Source organism: Rhizobium leguminosarum (genome assembly GCF_019798305.1).
GTDB classification, from domain to species: Bacteria; Pseudomonadota; Alphaproteobacteria; order Rhizobiales; family Rhizobiaceae; genus Rhizobium; species Rhizobium leguminosarum_U.
In genome coordinates this window covers 111963-128656 of sequence record NZ_JAAXDD010000016.1, presented here as the reverse complement: position 1 = coordinate 128656, position 16694 = coordinate 111963, and the positions used below count along the sequence as shown (strand labels likewise).

The 16694-nt window shown below is 60.9% G+C and carries 18 protein-coding genes; 7 read left to right on the top strand and 11 right to left on the bottom strand.

All coding sequences use genetic code 11. The features are described from left to right. Positions 1–38: 38 nt before the first annotated feature. From HFO99_RS26620 to HFO99_RS26595, 6 genes are all read right to left on the bottom strand, one after another. The gene (locus HFO99_RS26620) at positions 39–719 is read right to left on the bottom strand and encodes a glycosyltransferase (protein WP_222364618.1); all 681 of its coding nucleotides are present in this window, start codon (positions 717–719) and stop codon (positions 39–41) included. A 95-nt stretch (positions 720–814) separates the two neighbouring features. Then, the gene (locus HFO99_RS26615; protein WP_222364617.1) at positions 815–1684 is read right to left on the bottom strand and encodes a 3-deoxy-manno-octulosonate cytidylyltransferase; all 870 of its coding nucleotides are present in this window, start codon (positions 1682–1684) and stop codon (positions 815–817) included. 43 nt (positions 1685–1727) lie between these two features. Then, positions 1728–2633 (bottom strand): glycosyltransferase family 8 protein, encoded by a 906-nt coding sequence (locus HFO99_RS26610; protein WP_222364616.1) that lies wholly within the window; start codon positions 2631–2633, stop codon positions 1728–1730. 182 nt (positions 2634–2815) lie between these two features. Continuing rightward, the gene (locus HFO99_RS26605; protein ID WP_222364615.1) at positions 2816–3202 is read right to left on the bottom strand and encodes a type II toxin-antitoxin system VapC family toxin; all 387 of its coding nucleotides are present in this window, start codon (positions 3200–3202) and stop codon (positions 2816–2818) included. Between the two features lie 2 nt (positions 3203–3204). After that, positions 3205–3465 carry a type II toxin-antitoxin system Phd/YefM family antitoxin gene (locus tag HFO99_RS26600; RefSeq protein ID WP_011652922.1) on the bottom strand — a complete coding sequence of 87 codons (261 nt, stop codon included), beginning with the start codon at positions 3463–3465 and terminating at the stop codon, positions 3205–3207. A gap of 101 nt (positions 3466–3566) precedes the next feature. Continuing rightward, the gene (locus HFO99_RS26595) at positions 3567–4769 is read right to left on the bottom strand and encodes a pyridoxal phosphate-dependent aminotransferase (protein ID WP_222331423.1); all 1203 of its coding nucleotides are present in this window, start codon (positions 4767–4769) and stop codon (positions 3567–3569) included. A gap of 384 nt (positions 4770–5153) precedes the next feature. Here HFO99_RS26595 and HFO99_RS26590 point away from each other — a divergent pair, with 384 nt between their 5' ends. The 3 genes from HFO99_RS26590 (at position 5154) to HFO99_RS26580 (ending at position 9565) form a co-directional block, all read left to right on the top strand. After that, entirely contained in the window at positions 5154–7541 is a 2388-nt protein-coding gene (locus HFO99_RS26590; protein WP_222364614.1) for a marine proteobacterial sortase target protein, read from the top strand. Continuing rightward, positions 7531–8250, top strand: a complete 720-nt coding sequence (locus HFO99_RS26585) for a class GN sortase (RefSeq protein ID WP_222364613.1) — start codon at positions 7531–7533, stop codon at positions 8248–8250. Before HFO99_RS26590 ends, HFO99_RS26585 begins: the two co-directional genes overlap by 11 nt. Positions 8251–8422: 172 nt before the next feature. Further along, the gene (locus HFO99_RS26580) at positions 8423–9565 is read left to right on the top strand and encodes a PQQ-dependent sugar dehydrogenase (RefSeq protein WP_222364612.1); all 1143 of its coding nucleotides are present in this window, start codon (positions 8423–8425) and stop codon (positions 9563–9565) included. Positions 9566–9568: 3 nt separating this feature from the next. Here HFO99_RS26580 and HFO99_RS26575 read toward each other — a convergent pair whose 3' ends face one another. Next, the gene (locus HFO99_RS26575; protein ID WP_222364611.1) at positions 9569–10039 is read right to left on the bottom strand and encodes a DUF3052 domain-containing protein; all 471 of its coding nucleotides are present in this window, start codon (positions 10037–10039) and stop codon (positions 9569–9571) included. A 100-nt stretch (positions 10040–10139) separates the two neighbouring features. Here HFO99_RS26575 and HFO99_RS26570 point away from each other — a divergent pair, with 100 nt between their 5' ends. From HFO99_RS26570 to HFO99_RS26560, 3 genes are all read left to right on the top strand, one after another. Then, complete coding sequence (locus HFO99_RS26570; RefSeq protein WP_222364609.1) at positions 10140–11030, top strand: DMT family transporter; 891 nt, start codon at positions 10140–10142, stop codon at positions 11028–11030. A 487-nt stretch (positions 11031–11517) separates the two neighbouring features. Continuing rightward, the gene (locus HFO99_RS26565) at positions 11518–11733 is read left to right on the top strand and encodes a cold-shock protein (RefSeq protein ID WP_003561293.1); all 216 of its coding nucleotides are present in this window, start codon (positions 11518–11520) and stop codon (positions 11731–11733) included. A gap of 147 nt (positions 11734–11880) precedes the next feature. Beyond that, a complete protein-coding gene (locus HFO99_RS26560; RefSeq protein ID WP_064247787.1) occupies positions 11881–12351 on the top strand; it encodes a BA14K family protein in 471 nt (156 codons plus the stop codon). Between the two features lie 61 nt (positions 12352–12412). Here the strand turns inward: HFO99_RS26560 and HFO99_RS26555 are convergent, their stop codons facing one another. Continuing rightward, complete coding sequence (locus HFO99_RS26555) at positions 12413–13285, bottom strand: oxidoreductase (RefSeq protein WP_222364607.1); 873 nt, start codon at positions 13283–13285, stop codon at positions 12413–12415. 34 nt (positions 13286–13319) lie between these two features. Here HFO99_RS26555 and HFO99_RS26550 point away from each other — a divergent pair, with 34 nt between their 5' ends. Then, positions 13320–13778, top strand: coding sequence for a winged helix-turn-helix transcriptional regulator (locus tag HFO99_RS26550; RefSeq protein WP_222331415.1), 459 nt, complete (start codon positions 13320–13322; stop codon positions 13776–13778). A gap of 100 nt (positions 13779–13878) precedes the next feature. Here HFO99_RS26550 and HFO99_RS26545 read toward each other — a convergent pair whose 3' ends face one another. The 3 genes from HFO99_RS26545 to HFO99_RS26535 are packed head-to-tail and all read right to left on the bottom strand — an operon-like array spanning position 13879 to position 16472. Next, a complete protein-coding gene (locus HFO99_RS26545; RefSeq protein WP_222246855.1) occupies positions 13879–15255 on the bottom strand; it encodes an ATP-binding protein in 1377 nt (458 codons plus the stop codon). 23 nt (positions 15256–15278) lie between these two features. Continuing rightward, complete coding sequence (locus tag HFO99_RS26540) at positions 15279–15980, bottom strand: response regulator (RefSeq protein WP_018073989.1); 702 nt, start codon at positions 15978–15980, stop codon at positions 15279–15281. Next, entirely contained in the window at positions 15981–16472 is a 492-nt protein-coding gene (locus HFO99_RS26535) for a MarR family winged helix-turn-helix transcriptional regulator (RefSeq protein ID WP_064247790.1), read from the bottom strand. Positions 16473–16694 lie beyond the last annotated feature (222 nt).

The window sequence follows — 16694 nt, the reverse complement described above, 5'->3', positions numbered from 1 at the left end:
CCCGCGGAGGAAGGAAAAGAACAGGCTGTTTAGGCGGGCTATTGGGCGAAGAGCAGGCGTTCGCGGGCTGCGAACCATTCCTCGGCGTAATCGTCGTTCTTGTATTCCTCGAAATACGGCCCGCCATCGGTGAAATGGACGTTCTTGGCGTCTTCGCGGTAGTCGTATTCATTGACGAGGTAATTCCACGTCACCGGCAATTCGCCGATGAGGTCTTCATTCTCCAGCCATTTGAACTGATGCAGTTGCAGCCCGGTCGCGGTATTGACGTAGTTGGGCGTCAGTGCGCGGCATTCGTCATTGTTGAAGAGGATGAAGCTCGACCAATTCTTCTTTTCGTACTTGGTCTGCGCTTGGCCGAGGAACTTGGTGTCGATCTTCGGCTGGTAATCGTGTTTGACGCACATGACGGCGTAACGCTCGTCGCGCAATGCCCAAAGCTCGGCGATATCGGCACGCATCAGCATGTCGCAATCCATGAAGATGCTCCAGCCCTCGTAACCGCTCAGATAGGGCGTCAGGAAACGCGAGAAGGAGAACTCCGTGGATTGCAGCGCGTTGCGCTGGCGGGTGAAAATCCCGCCAAGATTGGAAAGCGCAACGGGCGAGAACTCGACCGGGATCGACGACTTCTCGATGATGCTCTGCACGAGAACGTGGTAGGCAACCACTTCCTTGGGATCGAATCCCACGAAAATTCGGACGTTCTGTTGTTCCATTGTCCACCTCGATCGCCAGTATAGACAGATGAATTGATTGGTATCGGAAACAGCGTTTTTGGCCACCCACGCCTGTTAGCAAAGGCCTGCGACAGTCATCCCTTCGACTTTTCGAGAAAACGCTGCTTGCGGGTTTTCGGTTTGAACCGCCGAAAGAAATTGTCGACGACGCGGATGAATTTAGTGACTGACATCAGCCTGTCGATCTGGCTGTTCGTATTGTCGAGCCGCTCCGACAAGACCTCAGCCGCAGTCATCGCGATCTCGATCGGCGGCACCTCAGGAAACCGTTTGGCGAGCGCCGAATAGGGGCTGGCATTGACGCCGCCCACCATCGAAATCGACCCCATGCGCGCAAAGAGACGCAGGAAGATCTGCTCGAACGTCCAATCGTGCACGTCGAACACCTTCCACTTCTCGCTCCGCTTCGCCGAAAAGCCGGCAAGCAGGATCTTGCCCGGCAGCTGCAGATCGCCGAGCCACAGCGCTACCGCAAAGCCGCTCGTCGCGATCTTGCCGATCGGATAGAGATCGACGAGCATTTGTGTCAGATCAAGGTGACGGGCCTTAGCGCCTTCGAAGCAGCTCTTTTCGCTAAGATTTTCCTCGGCGGAGACCCGGATGTTGACGACGCCGAGGAAATCGTCGCCGCCAAAGAAGCGCAAGACATCCGCCGCTTCGCGCCGATGGACGATATGGGCGCCCATCACGTCGCTGCGGGCAACCAGCATGGAATGGCCGACGAAGGGTTCGTCGAGCACCTTATAGACCTTGTTGAAGAAGACGTAGAGCGCCGTCTCCGGCAATTCGCTCCGCAGCCGTTCGAGATCGACCGCCTCGCTGTTTGCTACCAGCACGACATGGGAGTAGCCCGACAACAGCGCCTTCCACGCTTCCGGCGTCAAGAAATTGAAGCCGCCATCCGGAGCTGTCGTAGCCTTGTTATTGCTGGGGATTGCTTCCATATCGCCTCACATGCACTTTCCAAGGACGACGCGGTCCGCCCGACTAGCTGTTGCTGAAATAGGCGCGCATCCGGGCAAGCCGCGTCAGCCCGCCGATGCGCTTCCCCACATGCGAGAGGAAGCCCGCCACTCGGTCCGTCATCGACGGTTGCCTGCAGAAAGACACCCAGGGCGTGTTGGCGAGATCCTCGATATATTGTTTGGCCATCCCCCGGTGCACCCAGGGCACGGTGGCCTGCCACGGCTTTTTCCGGCCGGTGAAATGAAGGATCGCTGGCCGGCCGACGAAGGGCAATAGACCTGTCTGCGTGTTCCAGCGCGGATCGAGCACCAGCCAGTCGCCGTCGAAGGTGACATTCAGCGCATCCTGGTCGTTATTCTCGAAAAGATGCGACCGCTCCTCGAAGATCTCCCGTGTCCTGGCAAAAAGCTCCCTCTCCCGGCAGACGGACCAGTCGAATAGCAGTACGCCGGCATTGAAGTAGCGGCCGCCCTGGCCCATGCCGATCTTGCGCTGCCGCGCCCCGGCCTTCTCGGGAAAGGCCATGACATAGTCGTCGACCGCGGCAAGCGCTTTGCCCTGCAGATCAATGGCGAAGAGTTCGTCGACCGACGCAACCGCAAGCACATCGGCATCGAGATAGAGCAGCCGCTCGACATGATCGGGAATGTGCAGATCCATGTAGAGCCGCGCCAGCGTCGCCCCCGACCAGCGACCCCGCGCCTGCAGCGCCGTATCCGGCGTATTGTAGGGCAGCACCCTGATCGCCATGCCGTGCAGTCGCGCGAAATTTCCGACCTCGGCGATTTCGTTCGGCTTGAGGTCGATGCCGAGAAGCAGGAACTCAACAGTGGAACCTGAGAGATTGCGCTTGACGGAAAGCAGGGTGCAGCAGGCGGCCGGCAGCATGTTGACATCCGAACAGACGATCACGGCACTCTGCTGCAAAATCCCGGCCTCCCGAAGCGGCAACTTAAACTTGATGCCGGATATCTATTTGGTTTGATGCCAACCCGCAACCGCAGATCACCCGCCGGACCGTCGCTCTGCGTCACGTTTTGAATCGGATTTCAACGACTTGCGAGGCAAAGCGGATTCAGATGAGGAGCATATTGAATCGGAACGTGAACTTAGTGCCGCAGCGCCAATGGATGATCGACGAGCAGCCGGTCGACTGTCGCAAGCTGCAGCCCCCCGACCTTGCATTGCGCAAGCAGCAAGCGATCGAAGGGATCGCGCGTCTCCGGCTCGGGGTCGGCGGCGGTGATGACGTGCGCGATATCGATGGGCAGGATCGTCAGCCCGGTCTCCCCGAGATAAACGGGAATGGTCTCGAGGGGCAATCCGGGCTGCAATTTTCCAAGCCTTGTCTTGATGGCAATTTCCCAGAGGCTGGCGACGCTGACGAAACCGATGGCGGCACCGTCCGAAAGCACCTGCTCGACACGCGGAAAACGCTCCGCCAGTTTCTTCTGGGCAATTGCAATCACCATGTGCGTGTCAAGCAGCAAACGCATGATCACGGCAGCGGCTTGAGAAGAAAGTCTTCCGGCAAAGGATCGTCGAAGTCGTCGGCGATATACATCTCCGTGCGCGTGATACCCTTGGAACGAAGATAGGCTTCGCCAGCTTCCAGGTTCAAACCGCCGCGTTTTTGATGCGGCACGAGATCGAACACCGGCCGGCCGTTGCGTGTCACGACAATGGTTTCACCTTCCTCGACCTCACGGGCGAGTTCGGTCAGGCGGTTCTTCGCATCACGGATCGAAACGGTCTTCATGAAGGCGAATGTAGCTACATGCAGCTACATCGTCAATGTCGCACCAAAGAAAAAGGCCCGCCGTCGCCAGCAGGCCTTCGATTGGTGTTTTTGAGAACCGCTTACTTGCAAGCGCCGCAGAAGCGCTGGATGCGGCGGCAGGCTTCCTCGAGCAGCTCTTCCGAAGTCGCGTAGGAGATGCGGAAGTTCGGGCCCAGACCGAAGGCCGAACCGTGAACGACGGCAACACCTTCCGTTTCCAGAAGCTCGGAAACGAAATCCTCGTCCGTCTCGATGACCTTGCCCGACGGCGCCGTCTTGCCGATCAGGCCGGCGCAGGACGGATAGACATAGAAGGCGCCTTCCGGCACCGGGCAGACAATACCCTTGGCCTGGTTCAGCATCGAAACGACGAGATCGCGACGGCCTTCGAAGATCTTCTTGTTTTCAGGGATGAAGTCCTGCGTGCCGTTCAGCGCTTCGACAGCCGCCCACTGGGCGATCGACGTCGCACCCGAGGTCTGCTGCCCCTGGATCATGTCCATGGCCTTGATGAGCTGGATCGGGCCCGCCGCATAGCCGATGCGCCAGCCGGTCATCGCATAGGCTTTGGAGACGCCGTTCATCGTCAGCGTGCGGTCGTAAAGCTTCGGCTCGACTTCCACGGGCGTGACGAACTTGAAGTCGCCATAGGTCAAGTGCTCGTACATGTCGTCGGTCAGCACCCAGACCTGCGGATGCTTCATCAGCACATCCGTCAGCGCCTTCAGCTCGTCCTCTGTATAGGCCGCCCCCGTCGGGTTGGACGGCGAGTTGAAGATGAACCACTTGGTCTTCGGCGTGATCGCCTTTTCGAGATCGGCCGCCTGGAGCTTGAAGTTATGCTCCTGGGTGGCCGAAACGAAAACCGGCGTGCCGCCGCACAGCGCCACCATCTCAGGATAGGAAACCCAGTAAGGCGCCGGGATGACGACTTCGTCGCCCGGGTTCAGCGTAGCCATGAAGGCGTTGAAAAGGATCTGCTTGCCGCCGGTGCCGACGATCGTCTGCTCCCAGGAATAGTCGAGGCCGTTCTCGCGCTTGAACTTGGCGGCGATCGCCTTGCGCAGCTCGGGAATGCCGGAAACCGGGGTGTACTTCGTTTCGCCGCGGTTGATGGCGTCGATGGCGGCCGTCTTGATATTATCGGGCGTATCGAAATCCGGCTCACCTGCGCCGAGACCAATGACGTCACGTCCTTTTGCTTTCAGCTCGCGCGCTTTCTGGGAGACGGCGATGGTGGCTGAAGGCTTCACACGGGAAAGAGCATCGGCAAGGAAAGCCATGATAACGGTCCTAATGGTTGAAACGGGCAGAAAGCCGGGACCGGAGTTCTGCGGTTAGCTCTATGTCCAATGTATGACGGCATTTCAAGCGGAAAGGCGTCATGGTGGCATGATTCTTATTGATCGGTTCGCCACACCGCCCATCCAGCACGCCGCCCCCTTCGGAGAGGCCTATGTCACGTGGTTGAAACACCATGCGGAGATCTTGAATCAATCTCTAAAGTCATCCGAATTTATCCCCTGAAATCAGTGGCATCGTCGAATTCGGCCATCGCCACGAATAAGCCGCAACAAATGCCGCGCCACGCCGCAATTCGGTCGTGAGCGCGCCGAGATCGAAGCCGCATCATCCGACATCCGAAATTGGTTATTGAGGGTATGCCAATGTTTCTGGAAGATGAGTTTGCCATCAGGCGCATTCGTGCGCGCCGACTTTCCGCTTCAGTCCTTATTGCCGTCACCGCCTTTGCCGCCTGCACCGCCGCGATGCTGGGACTTGCCTCGATCGCCCGCGCTGCCGAGACGCCGCAGGCATCCGCCCGGCTCGCAGCGCTTGTTCGGCCGAACGACGTCAACAGCGGCTCGCTGCTCTTTCCGTCGAAGGAGCCGGGCTTCTATGTCGAAGCGCCGCGGCTGAAGACCGATGTCGCCATCGATGTCTCCGGCCCGATCGCCAGGGTGAAGGTGACGCAGCGCTTTGAGAACCCGAGCCAGGGCTGGGTCGAGGGCACCTACGTTTTCCCGTTGCCGGATAATTCCGCCGTCGACGCGCTGAAAATGCAGATCGGCGAACGTTTCATCGAAGGCCAGATCAAGCCTCGCCAGGAAGCCCGTGAGATCTACGAGCAGGCCAAGGCCCAGGGCAAGAAGACGGCGTTGCTCGAACAGCAGCGGCCGAACATCTTCACCAACCAGGTCGCCAATATCGGTCCCGGCGAAACCATCGTCGTCCAGATCCAATACCAGCAGACGATCCACCAGTCGGGCGGCGAGTTCTCCCTGCGCTTCCCGATGGTCGTCGCCCCGCGCTACAATCCGGCGCCGATTGTCCAGACTGTCGAGTTCAACAACGGCGCCGGTTTTGCCACGCCGCGCGACCCGGTGGAAAACCGGGACAAGATCGAAGCCCCCGCGCTTGATCCGCGTGAGAACGCAAGGATCAATCCGGTTTCGCTGACCGTAGACCTCAAGGCCGGTTTCCCGCTCGGCGACGTCAAATCTTCCTTCCACGCGGTCGATATCAGGCAGGACGGCGACCAGGCGAGGACGATCAGCCTGAAGGCGGACACCGTTCCCGCCGACATGGATTTCGAGCTCACCTGGAAGGCCGCTCCCGGCAAGATGCCGAGTGCCGGCCTCTTCCGCGAAGTGATTGATGGTAAGACCTATCTGCTCGCCTTCGTCACCCCGCCCACGGCCCCAGATACGGCAGCGCCGCCGGCAAAACGCGAGGTGGTCTTCGTCATCGACAATTCCGGCTCCATGTCCGGCCCGTCGATCGAGCAGGCAAGGCAGAGCCTGGCGCTTGCCATCTCCAAGCTGAGCCCCGCAGACCGCTTCAACGTCATCCGTTTCGACGATACGATGACCGATTATTTCAAGGGTCTCGTCGCAGCCACCCCTGACAATCGCGAAAAGGCGATCGCCTATGTCAGAGGCCTGACCGCTGACGGCGGCACGGAAATGCTGCCTGCCTTGCAGGCTGCGCTGCGTAACCAGGGACCGGTCGCAAGCGGAGCGCTGCGCCAGGTCGTATTCCTGACGGATGGTGCGATCGGCAACGAACAGCAGCTTTTTGAGGAAATCACCGCGAACCGAGCCGATGCCCGCGTCTTCACCGTCGGCATCGGCTCGGCACCGAACACCTATTTCATGACCAAGGCCGCCGAAGTCGGCCGCGGCACCTTTACGGCGATCGGCTCGACCGATCAGGTGGCGAGCCGCATGGGCGAGCTTTTCGCCAAGCTGCAGAACCCAGCCATGACCGATATCACTGCCACCTTCGAAGGCATCGCAGCCGAGAATATCACGCCGAACCCGATGCCGGACCTCTACAGCGGCGAGCCCGTCGTGCTGACCGCGCAGCTGCCTGACAATAAGCCCGCCGGCAAGCTGCAGATCATCGGCAAGACAGGCGACCAGCCCTGGCGCGTCGAGATGGATATCGCCAACGCCGCCAACGGCAACGGCATCTCCAAGCTCTGGGCGCGGCGCAAGATCGACGATTTCGAGGCGCGCGCCTATGAACGTCAGGATCCGGCCGCGCTCGACAAGGATATCGAGACCGTGGCGCTCGCCCACCATCTCGTATCCCGCGTCACCAGCCTGGTCGCCGTCGACGTCACTCCGTCTCGTCCGGTCGACCAGCCGCTCGGCTCGACCAAGTTGCCGCTCAACCTGCCGGAAGGTTGGGACTTTGATAAGGTCCTCGGCGAAAACCCTGCTCCTCTTGGCGGCACGGAGCGCCATGGCTCGGCTGCGCCGACGGAAAGCGCCGGACCGGAGCAGGCTGCGGCCGAAACACAGGAGCTCGCCGCGTCGCCTGAGATCGCAAACATGATGGTCGCAGCCCCGACCGCCAAGGCGGCCACCATGATCGCGCAAAAAAGCACGACCGTGAACCTGCCGCAGACGGCGACGCGCGCCGACGAGCAGATCATCCGCGGGCTGACCCTGCTGCTCGTGGCGCTGACGGCGGCAAGCGGGCTTGCCGTGTGGCGGCGACGCCTCAAGGGCATTATTGCGGTCGGGGTCAAGCGAAATGGTCTCTAGGCTCTCCGCAAGCCAGAACGAGGAAGCGGCCGATTTCGAGCCGCTTCCGACCTATCTGGAACTCGCCATGGCCGCCGCCACGGCCTATGATCGGCCGAAGATGCGCCAGAAGAAGGGCTTCTTCCTCTGTCGCCTCTCCTCGATCGAAAAAGCAATTGCCTTTGCCATCGCCGGCCTTGCCCTCTATGGCCTGGCGCTGATCGGCGACGGCTTCCTGCTGAAGGCGAAGGCAGAGCTTTCCCAGGTTCTGCTAAAACGCGCCTTCGCTGCCGAGTTGCGGGGCGAAGAAACAAAACCCTGGCCCTGGGCGGATTTTACCATCGAGGCCAAGGTGCGCGCCCCGCGCCTCGGCAAGGAGGCGATCGTGCTCTCCGGCGCCTCCGGCGAGGCTCTCGCCTTCGGTCCGGCCTGGCTCGCCAACACGCCGCAACCGGGCGAGGAAGGCACCTCCGTCATCGCCGCCCATCGCGACACGCACTTCCGCTGGCTACAATATCTAAGGCCCGGCGATACAATCGAGGTCACTCGCCGCGACGGCAAACTATTGACCTTCAAGGCCGGCGAGGGCCGCATCGCCCCGTGGGATGCCAACGGCATCGATCCCTCCTCCGATGGCCGCCACCTGGTGCTGACCACCTGTTGGCCCTTCAATGCCACCGAACGCGGGCCGTTGCGCTACATCCTTGAGGCAGAATTGGTCGACGGGTAGAGCGCCGTGCGTCCTGTTGGACACACAAAGGACGCTCTGCTTCTTCTGAATATCGTGGGCGACGGAATCGGTTCAACCGGTAAACACAAAGCCGTTATTGCAGGTCGAATGAGGGTTGAAGCCCTCCCCTGCTTGCTCCACGTTCAGCCTGGAGAGGCCACAGGGAAGCACGATGAAGAGAATATCCGCCTTCCATTTCACCACAGCGCTGGTCTTGTTCGGCACCGTATCGGCAGATGCAGCCGACACCATCAAAACGCAGGATCTCGCGGTGCGGGTCAACAAGCTCGCCGACGACCTCGAACATCCCTGGGCAGTCGAGGTCTTGCCCGACGGGGCCTATCTCGTCACCGAGCGGCCTGGCCGCATGCGCATCGTCCGCGACGGCAAGGTTTCAGGCCCGATCGGCGGCGTGCCCAAGGTCAGCGCCCGTGGCCAGGGTGGCCTGATGGACGTGGCGCTCGCGCCGGACTTTGCGACATCTCGCAAACTCTATTTCACCGCCGCCATCGCCAACAGCCAGGGCTCCGGCACCGAAGCCTTCAGCGCCACGCTTTCCACTGACGAGAAGACACTCGACGCCGTGACGCCTATCTTCAGCATGCGGCGCTTCACGTCAGGCAATATCCAGTACGGCTCGCGCATCGCGATATCAGGTGACGGTTCGCTGTTCATCAGCGTCGGCGACCGTGGCGACCGCGACCGCTCGCAAGACTGGCAGGACGATGCCGGCTCGATCATCCACATCAATGCCGACGGTAGCATCCCTGCCGACAATCCGTTCAAAGACGGCGGCAAGGCGCTGCCGGAAATCTGGTCGAAAGGCCACCGCAACCCGCAGGGCATCACCTTCGACGCCGAGGATGGCAAGCTCTATACCGTCGAGCACGGCGCGCGCGGCGGCGACGAGATCAACCAGCCCGAGGCCGGCAAGAATTACGGCTGGCCGATCATCACCTATGGCCGCGATTATTCGGGCGCCGAGATCGGCGAAGGCACGGCCAAGGAAGGGCTGGAACAGCCGCTGCATTATTGGGATCCTTCGATCGCACCCGGCGCGCTCGCCGTCTATCGCGGCGCCATGTTTCCCGAATGGGACGGCAATTTCATCGTCGCAGCTCTGAAGTTCCAACTGCTCTCGCGCATGCAGCGCGACGAAACCGGCGCCTTTGTCGCCGAAGAGCGCCTGTTCGAGGGCGAATACGGCCGCATCCGCGACGTCGTCGTCGCACCCGACGGTGCGCTGCTGATGGTGACGGACGAGGATAACGGCGCGCTGCTCAGGGTCTCAAGAGCGCAAGCCCGTAACGGCTGAGGATCACAACGCGCCGCGCAGCTCCTTGCGGATGACGAACTTCAGCCCGGACCAGATCTCGTCGACAGCGCAGACCTTGACGTCGACCAGACCGGTTGGGAGCAGAACCTCCCGCAGTACGTCCTCCGTGATGTCAGTCGAAACCCGTGAACTCTTCTTCGGCCAGGATATCCAGACCATGCCGTCCGGCCTCAGGACACGGAAAAGCGCAGGCGCAACAGGCTCCAGCGTCGCCCGTTCGGTCGTAAACAGATGCACATAGTCAAACGCACGCTGAGGCGTCTCGGGAAGCACGCGGACGACCGAAGCAAAACCGTCGAAGCCATTGATGTCACGGATCGTTTCCGGAATGCCGAGAAGAGCGGCGGTCTGCCCGTGTGCAAGGCCGAGTTTCCTGACAAGCGGCGTGCCGGAATAGCCTGCCGTCCCAGGCGCCGCCGCACCGCCGACCTGCTTCTGTTCCTGGTGTCGCATGCATTCATCTCCGTCAACCGACACGAAGTCTTCACCCTTGCCGAAAGGAAACGCAACTGCTAACCGCTTGGTCACATCTCCCTTCCCCATTGAGGACGACATGACGCGCGTTCAGGCGAACCTCCTCCTATTGCTTGCAGCCGCCATCTGGGGCGGCGGCTTCGTCGCGCAGTCGACGGCGATGAAGGCGATCGGCCCCTTCTGGTTCATCGGCCTGCGCTTTGCCGTCGCCACCCTGGCCGTGCTGCCTTTTGTCCTTTTTGAAGCGCGCAAGGCAACGGAGAAGACAAGCGCGCGCCATGCCAAGCTCTACATCCTGATCGGCCTTGCCCTTTTCGGCGGTGCAGCCACGCAGCAGGTCGGACTGCAGACGACGACGGTGACGAATTCCAGCTTCATCACCGGCCTCTACGTCGTTTTCGTGCCGCTGATCGCCGTGTTCTTCTTGCGCCGTGCTCCGCATTGGATCATCTGGCCGGGCGCGCTGATGGCGATCACCGGCATCTACCTCCTGTCCGGCGGCCATCTCTCGGAGATGGCGCCTGGCGATCTGCTGACTGTCGTCTGCGCCGTCTTCTGGGCGATCCAGATCACCCTTGCCGGCACGACCGTTTCGGAGGCCGGAAGGCCGCTGGCGCTCTCCGCAGTGCAATTCGCTGTCACCGCGGCCTGTGCGCTGGCCGTTGCCGCAGCCGTCGAACCGGTCAGCCTTTCGGCGATACAGGCCGCGGCGCCGGAGATCCTTTATGTCGGTATCTTCTCCTCCGGCGTGGCTTTCGTGCTGCAGGTGATCGGCCAGCGCTACACGACGCCCTCGCAGGCAGCGATCTTTCTTTCTTCCGAAGCACTCTTCGGTGCCTCACTTGCAGCCCTGCTGCTCGGCGAAACGATGCCGGCGACAGGTTATGCAGGTTGCGCGCTAATGTTTATCGCTATGCTTGTAGTCGAGCTCGTGCCCGGGTTCAGCCGGCGGCGCCTGCCAGCCGCGTGAACACGCGTCCAAATAGGGGCGAGTCACGCATCGGGAAAAAAATTTATCCGGTGCGGGAGACGCGTTCACGTTGCATTTTTGGGAAAATCTGCCCGGAACTTATATTGCAGACGATACAAAACGTTAATCATTCCCCATCAGCGAAGGAAATTTTGCGTTTTTGCGCAAATTGGCGATCGACAGGGGTGTGCCCGGAACGATACGTTAAAAAACTTTTGCTTGCCAAAATCCTTTAAACGCAGCACTCTCAGCGCGTTCGGGCATTTTGCGAGCATGGGAAGTCCTTAAGTATTTGCGCGCCGGGAACGCTAATATTCCGGTCAGCCGGTTCCGAAAATGGCGGGCGAAAGTCCTGCTTGGAACAGGCCGAGGTAGAGGGGACCTTTTTCTCAAATTTCAAGAATTGCCTGCCAACACCTCCCGCAAGGGGGGCAATGCTATGATGCTGCCCGTGTGGATGGCGGGCAGAGAGAAAAGGACCTGACGCATGGCAGAGACTGGCACTGTAAAATTCTTCAATACCGACAAAGGCTTCGGCTTCATCAAGCCGGACCGGGGCGGCGCCGATATCTTCGTTCACATTTCTGCCGTTCAGGCCTCGGGCCTGGCCGGTCTGACGGAAAACCAGAAGGTAAGCTTCGACACGGAGCCGGATCGCCGCGGCAAGGGCCCGAAGGCCGTCAATCTGCAGATTGCGGGCTGAACCCTTAACAAGGCTGGCGAGTTCGAGTTGAAGCCCGGCAGCAATGCCGGGTTTTGTCGTTCAGCCTTCGTTCAGCTACAAATCTGTACGACTGTGACCATCGAGAAAGGGACCGGCGTTCGGTTCCCGGGATTAGGATTTTTGCTTATGAACAGGCTCGCCAAGACCCTTCTGCTGACGGCAACCGCTGCCGCACTCACGCTTTCCGCCATCGGCGAAGCGTCGGCCCGCGACCGCCACTGGCGCCACGACAATCATCACGGCAACAACGATGCGTGGGTCGGCGGCGCCGTTGGGCTGGCCACCGGTCTGATCGTCGGCTCTGCCATTGCCAATGCCAATAACGGTCCGGCTTACGAAGAGCGCCGCTACATCGATCCGGCCTATGAGCCTGATTACTACGAGCCCGCTCCGGTCTATCGCGCCCCGCGTCGTGTCTATGTCGAGCAGCCGCAATATGTCGAGCAGCCGCGATACTATGCGCCGGTTCGCACGGTGGTAGAACCCTGGTCGCCGCAATGGGAGCGCTACTGCTCTTACCGCTACCGCTCCTTTGATCCGCGCAGTGGCACCTATATCGGCAATGACGGCCGCAGCCACTTCTGCACCGCCGGCTGATTGCACAACAATCCCTGCTACAAAGCGCCGCTTCTCAGCGGCGCTTTTGTTTTTTGCCTCGTCAACCGGCCTTCTTTTCCCAAGGCATCGGTCCTGCCTCGGCATCCTGATCAAAATCGGTCGAGACGCTGACGGCGCGCCATTCACGATCGGCCTCGAGACGCGCCGCATCCGCTTTCTCGACATTGCGCACGGCATCGCTGCCGAGCAGCAGCCGGAACGGCGGCTCGTCGAGACCGGCAATGTGGATGACGACCGCAGCCGCTTTGGCGGGATCGCCGGGTTGGCGGCCGTTGTACGCACGCTGGAAGCGCGCCGTAGCACCGACCGTCTCCGCATAGTCCTGCCGCCCTTCGGCAAGCACCGTCGAGGAGCCGGCGAAATCGGTCCTGAAGCCGCCGGGCTCGATCACCGTCACCTTGATCCCGAATGGTGCGACCTCCTTCGCCAGCACCTCGGAAAAGCCCTCAACACCGAATTTCGCCGCCGAATAGGCGCCGCGCCCGGCAGGTCCGATCCGGCCGCCGACGGATGAGAACTGGATGATGTGCCCCGCTCCCTGCCGGCGCATCAGGGCGATGACTGCCTTGGTCATGATGATCGTGCCGAACAGGTTGGTCTCGATCTGGGCGCGAAAATCGGCAAGGCTGGTATCCTCGATCGAGCCCACATTGCCGTAGCCGGCATTGTTGACAAGCATGTCGATGCGCCCGAACCGCTTCATACCCGCCTCGACACCCGCCGCTGCCGCCGCCTCGTCGGTCACGTCAAGCGCCAGCGTCAGCACCTGATCGCCATACTGCTCGTAAAGATCGGCAAGCTGGCCGGGATCGCGCGCCGTCGCCACCAGATTGTCGCCGGAGGCCAGAACCGCCTCCGCCAGCGCCCGGCCGAGACCGCGCGAACTCCCTGTTATCAACCAGACCCTGGACATCGGAAACCCTCCTTCTTTGGTTCCCGGCTCATGTATGGTCTACCGTATGCGATCGAAAGAAGGTACCCAGACGATCTATACACACCTTGAGGTAACTGACGTGAGCAGCGACATGTTCGATTTTTGCAGCAGCATGACGGACGAACAGGATGCGCGGGCCCGCGAACTGATCGAGCGGGCGGCGGCGAAATGGCCGCTGCGCATCCTGCATGTGCTCTCCGCTGCCGGCGCACCCCTGCGCTTCTCGCGCCTTATGGAGAGGGTCGAGGGCATCAGCCAGAAAGTGCTGACACAGACGCTGCGCACCCTCGAAAGAGATGGCCTCATCATCCGCACACTCTATCCCGAAGTGCCGCCGCGCGTCGAATACGAGTTGACGCCGCTCGGACGCGACCTTCTCATGCAAGTCGCCGCGCTCTGGCGCTGGATCGTCGAACACCTGGACGATTTCGATGCACGCAAAGCCGTGAAGCTGACGGCGGCCCGTGCCTAAAGCGCGTCGCGATCTTTCAAATTCGCTCCTCGCACTTTAGGTCTTTGTTTTTACGCACGTCGCTAGCGCAAAACCGCTGCACACTTTTGCGCGACATGCTTTAGGCCGGAATGCGGATCGTTGCCCTCAGTCCACCGAGCGGGCTGTCGCCGAGCGTGACGTTGCCGCCATGGCTGCGGGCGATGTCGCGGGCAATCGCAAGGCCGAGGCCGGTGCCCGACGCATCGAGATTGCGCGCCGTATCCAGCCGGAAGAATGGCTTGAACACGTCCTCGCGATTCTTTTCCGGAATGCCGGGCCCGTCATCGTCGAAGATGACGGTCAGCCATTTGGCATTGTGCTTGGCCTCGATGTCGAGCCTATCCGCGTAACGACGCGCGTTCGAGGCAAGGTTGGTGACGAGACGCATGAAGGCGTTCGGCCGGACGGATATGTCGTCATCGCCTTCGATGGAATAGCTGAATTTTTTACCGTGCAGGGCGAAATCGGATTCCAGCTTCGCAAAGATCTCGCTGAGTTTGAGTTCGCCGACATCCTCTTCGACCTCGCCGCGAGCAAAGGCCATATAGGCTTCCAGCATGGTCTGCATGTCGTTGACGTCATCGTTGAGGCCATGCAGGTCGGGATTGTCGCCAGCGAGCGCCAGTTGCAGCTTGAAGCGGGTGAGGATGGTGCGCAGATCATGGCTGACACCGGAGAGCATCGCGGTGCGCTGCTCGATCTGCCGTTCGATTCGCTCGCGCATCAGGATGAAGGCAAGACCGGCACGCCTGACCTCGTCGGCACCGCGCGGATAGAAATTATCAGGCTTCTGCCCCTTGCCGAAACTTTCAGCCGCTCGCGCCAAGGTCAGGATCGGCCGGATCTGCCCGCGCAGGAAGAGGATCGAGATGCCAATCAGCACCAGTGAGGTGCCGACCATCCAGACGATGAAGATATGGGTGTTCGACGCATAGGTCTGGCTGCGCTTGGTCAGCACCCGCAGGATCTTGTTGTCGAGTTTGATGCGGATCTCGACGAGGTTCGAGTTGCCGACCGTGTCGATCCAGAAGGGCCGGTGAATCTCGTCGGTGATCTCGTCGCTGAGGATGCCGTCGAGTATCGAGAAGAACGGCTTGACGCGCGGGGGCGGTAGGTCGCCGTCCGGCTCGATCGAGATCTGCAGGCTGAGCTGGTCGCGGGCGATACGGATGATCTCGCTATAATCCGAATTTTGCGGATAGGTCTCGATGATCTCGATGATTGCGGCGATGTCACGGGTGACGGCAAGCGACAGCCGCTCCGTCACCATTTGCCAATGGCGCTCCATGAAGACGGCGGCGACGACGGATTGCAAGAGCACCATCGGAATGATGATGATCAGCAGCGAGCGCGCGTAAAGTCCGGTCGGCAGCCGGCGGCGCAGCCAGCGGACGACCCAGCGCCAGCCCGGCGCAGAAGTGCGGTCTTCCCGCCGCAAGCTGTCGATCGTCACCATCAGCGCCGGTCCCGAACCTTGAGTTAGTCGATGCTCAGCCTGTATCCGATGCCGCGCACGGTCTGCAGCCAGACCGGATTGGCGGGATCATCCTCGATCTTACGCCGCAGCCGGTTGATCTGCACGTCGATCGTCCGCTCGCCGACTTCGGTGTCGTTGCCGATCAGTTCATGGCGGGGGATCGTGTCGCCGGCGCGCCGCGCAAAGAGCAGCATGATCTCCTGCTCGCGGTCGGTGAGCCGGATGACCTCGCTGGCTTTCTTCAGCTCCTTGCGGGTCAGCGAGAAGGTGTAGGGGCCGAACATCACTTGTTCGATCTTCGGTCCCTCGCCGCCCGCATTGCGACGCAGGATGTTGTTGATGCGCAGCACCAGCTCGCGCGGGTCGAAGGGCTTGGAGAGATAATCGTCAGCGCCGGCCTCGAGGCCTTCGATGCGATTGCCCGATTCTGCCAGCGCCGTCAGCATGATGATCGGGACGTTCTTGATGGCGCGAAGTCCACGGGTGACGTCGATGCCGGATTCGCCGGGCATCATCACGTCCATGATGATGAGGTCGAAATCCAGACCGGTGAGCTTGCGCTGCGCCTCGGCGCCGTCGGCGGCGACGGTAACGCGGAAGCCGTTCTCAGCGAGATAACGATTGAGCAGCGCGCGGATGCGGGAGTCGTCATCGACCACCAGCAAGTGCGCCGCATCGTCGGAAATACCTGTCTTGACCGCCATTCAATCCGCCCTCTGTCTGTCCCGCATTCCGCTGAGGAAAGCTTTTACGCCCTCCCGCACCTCCGCAGAAGCCCCTTCGAATGCCCGCTCAATGCGGCGCGATTGCGGCTCAGCAAGGGCAAGCGCCAGCTCTCGTCCCGATTTCGTCGGATAAAGCTTGCGCTGCCGCCGATCCTCGGGGCCGGCCACCTGGCGAATATAGCCTGAATCGATCAGCTGTTTCAGCACCCTTGCGAGGCTCTGCTTGGTGATCTTTAAGGTATCGAGAAGATCGGCAACCGTCATGCCGGGATTGCGGTTGACGAAATGCACGACGCGATGGTGCGCCCGGCCGAAGCCGCTCTTTTCGAGGATGGCGTCAGGATCGGAAACGAAGTCGCGATAGGCGAAGAAGAACAGCTCGATGATCTCGAAATCGATAATCCCTGTATCTTCCATCGGCGTGGCCAGCGGCTCTGGCTTGCTTGCTTTCGGGCCGGTCTGTCGTGACACTCGGCATTTCCTTTTCTCTTTCCGCGCGCTGCGGGAAACTTTCGCGAAGACATGTCAGCTTTACTGAGATGCGTCGCTGCTAACATTCCCGAACTCTGCGCGTGGCCCGCACGGTCTCTCATTTCCCTGGAAACCAAGGCCCGTCCGGCACTCCGACGCAATAGGCGATTTCCCCTTGCGTCTGTGGATAAAACGTAATGGGGACAACAATCAACAGGCATG